Source organism: Micromonospora maritima, assembly GCF_902825405.1.
In the GTDB taxonomy this organism is placed as follows: Bacteria; Actinomycetota; Actinomycetes; order Mycobacteriales; family Micromonosporaceae; genus Micromonospora; species Micromonospora maritima.
In genome coordinates this window covers 1-2,633 of the sequence record NZ_CADEAU010000643.1, presented here as the reverse complement: position 1 = coordinate 2,633, position 2,633 = coordinate 1, and the positions used below count along the sequence as shown (strand labels likewise).

Genomic DNA, 2,633 nt, shown 5'->3' with positions numbered 1-2,633 from the left:
CGGGCTCGGGCTTGGCGGCCGGCTTGGCCGGCGCCTCCGGGCGCGGCGTGGCGGCGCCCGGCGCGGGCCGGTAGTCGGCGAAGAAGTCGTGCCAGGCCGAGTCGACGCTCGATGGGTCGGCGAGGTAGCGCTGGTACATCTCCTCGACGATCCACTCGTTCGGGCCGAAACCCGCCAGTGGGTTCTCCTGCGATGTCTGCTGGGTCGACACGGCCGCTAATCGCCTCTTTCACGCGGTTGTGAATGTCACGCGGTGGCTCCCGTGCCCGGTTCGCCGAGGCACGGAAGACGGATCCCAGGCTACGCCGTGCGATTGCCGCAGGCATTCTCGCCTCCGGCTGGTGGCCCGTTTCACAGAAGATGCCAGAAGTTCGGCAAACGCTGCGTGATCCGTCGACTCCTGCTAGACGGCGGCGGGCCCCGGCCGGTGACGCGGGGTCACCGGCCGGGGCCCGGATTCGCGACGACTCAGGAGATGTCGCGCCGGCGGATCGTCAGCACGCCGATCGCGCCGGTCACCACCGCGTACCCGATGAGCACCGCGGCCCCCGCCCAGCGCGGCGGGTTGCCCGGGATCTCGGCGCCACTGACCATCAGGCCGGAGGCCAGCGACGGCACCAGCAGCTGGAGCTGGTTGATCCAGTCACCGAACCGCTGCGCCAGCAGGCCGATGGCGATGGCCGCGCCGATGGTGCCGCCCAGGTAGAGCAGGATGCCGGTCACGGTGGCGCCGATCTGACTGCGGATCAGCACGCCGAGCCCGACGCCGAGCACCGACCAGAGCAGGTAGGCCAGCCCGTTGAGGGCCACCGCGCGCCAGACCGCCCCGCTGCCGAGCTGCGCGCCGACGTCCGTGGCGTTCAGGATCAGCGGCGCGAAGATCAGGTTGAGCACCGTGGTGCCGATCCAGAACAGCAGCGCCAGCACGCCGGCGGCGGCCAGCTTGGCCAGCATCACCGCGGTGCGGTGCGGCGCGGTGAGGAACGTGGTGGTCACCGTCTGGTGGAAGAACTCGCTGGTCACCACCACGATGCCGAGCAGCATCACGATGAGCAGCCCGAAGAACTGCCCGTTGGTGTAGAGGTTGGCCGCGATGCTGTCGGCGCTGGAGACGGCCTGCACCTGGTCGGCCTGGTCGGCCGGCACGTCGCCGACGTTGCCGCTGGCCAGCGCGTCGGTCTGCAACCAGTTGAAGAGCAGCGCGAGCCCCCACAGCGGCACGCTGATCAGCGCGAAGATCCACCACGTGCTGGTGGTACGGATCTTGAGCAGTTCGGATCGGACCAGCGTCATCGGATCTCCGCCTTTCCGGCCGTCAGCTCCAGGAAGACCCCTTCGAGGTCGGGTCGCTCGGTGGTCAGCTCGTGCAGCTCCACCTTGGCCGCCAGCGCGATGCGGCCCACGGTCGGCGCGTCCACGCCACCGACCAGGAGCGCGCCGTGCGGGTCGGCGTCGACCGTGGCGGACTGCTCGCGCAGCGCCGCGGTCAGCTCGTCCGCCTGCGGGGTGCGCACCCGCACCCGGGCGCCGTGCGTCATCGAGCCCATCACCTGCTCGACCGGCCCCTGCCGGACCAACTTGCCGGCGGCGATGATCACCACGTCGTCGGCGAGCAGCTGCATCTCGGAGAGCAGGTGGCTGGAGACCAGCACGGTACGACCCTCGGCGGCCAGCCCCTTGAGGAAGCCGCGCATCCAGCGGATGCCCTCCGGGTCCAGGCCGTTGGCCGGCTCGTCCAGGATCAGCACCTGCGGGTTGCCGAGCATCGCGGCGGCGATCCCGAGCCGCTGCTTCATGCCCAGCGAGTAGCCCTTGAACTTTCGCTTCGCCGCCGGGGAGAGCCCGACCAGGGCGAGCGCCTCGTCCGCCCGCTCCTTCGGCAGCCCGGCCGCCGCGCAGATCACCCGCAGGTGGTTGATGCCGGTGCGCCCCTTGTGCGCGCTTGACGCCTCCAGCACCGCGCCCACCGTGCGCAGCGGGTCGGTCAGGTCGGCGTACCGGTGGCCGCCGATGGTGGCCGTGCCGGCGGTCGGCGTGACCAGGTTGAGCAGCATGCGCAGGGTGGTCGTCTTACCCGCGCCGTTCGGGCCGAGGAAGCCGGTGACCCGGCCCGGCTCGACGGTGAACGACAGGTTGTCGACCGCCCGGACGTTCTTGTATTGCTTGGTCAGGCCGGACACGATGATCTGGCCGGTCGCGGCACTGGGGCGTGGCTGCCCGTCGGACATCATTCTCCTCTCCTGCCCCGGCGCGCTGGACGCACGCCGGTGGGGGCGCCGTTGCGGAGGCGCCCCGCACAGCCTTCCAACCCGGCGCAAGGGGGTCAATCAGGCGGGATGCGTACGCGCCGTCCTCCTCAGGGAGGAGATCAGCTCGGCGGCAGCGCGACCCAGGTGGCGCGGGCCCGGCCGAGCAGGGCGCCGTCCGGCCCGTACAGGCTGGTGTGCACCTCCGCCTTCCGGCCCTCGCCGCCCACCGCGAGGCCGGTCACCACGCACTCGTCGCCGGGCCGCGGCAGCGCGGTGACCTGCGCCGCGATCCGCCCCAACACGCACGGGCGGCCGGGGGAGAGCACCGCCCAGCCGCCCGGGCAGTCCAGCGCCGCCCAGACCGTCGCCGGCAGCACCTCGGCC

The 2,633-nt window shown here is 71.9% G+C and carries 3 protein-coding genes and 1 pseudogene; all 4 read right to left on the bottom strand.

From position 1 onward, the window contains the following. The coding region (locus tag HUW36_RS30450) for a 2-oxoglutarate dehydrogenase E1 subunit family protein (protein WP_174531239.1) at positions 1 to 211 on the bottom strand (211 nt) is incomplete at its 3' end. A gap of 257 nt (positions 212 to 468) precedes the next feature. Then, a complete protein-coding gene (locus tag HUW36_RS30445) occupies positions 469 to 1,293 on the bottom strand; it encodes an ABC transporter permease (protein ID WP_174531238.1) in 825 nt (274 codons plus the stop codon). Continuing rightward, complete coding sequence (locus HUW36_RS30440) at positions 1,290 to 2,231, bottom strand: ABC transporter ATP-binding protein (RefSeq protein ID WP_425487282.1); 942 nt, start codon at positions 2,229 to 2,231, stop codon at positions 1,290 to 1,292. The genes HUW36_RS30445 and HUW36_RS30440 overlap by 4 nt, the downstream gene beginning before the upstream one ends. A 137-nt stretch (positions 2,232 to 2,368) precedes the next feature. Next, a pseudogene (locus tag HUW36_RS30435) lies at positions 2,369 to 2,633 on the bottom strand (hypothetical protein); the annotation flags it as partial.

Coding starts and splice junctions, on each gene's coding strand:
- HUW36_RS30440 (WP_425487282.1), bottom strand. CDS start 2,231: ATGATGTCCGACGGGCAGCCACGCCCCAGTGCCGCGACCGGCCAGATC.
- HUW36_RS30445 (WP_174531238.1), bottom strand. CDS start 1,293: ATGACGCTGGTCCGATCCGAACTGCTCAAGATCCGTACCACCAGCACG.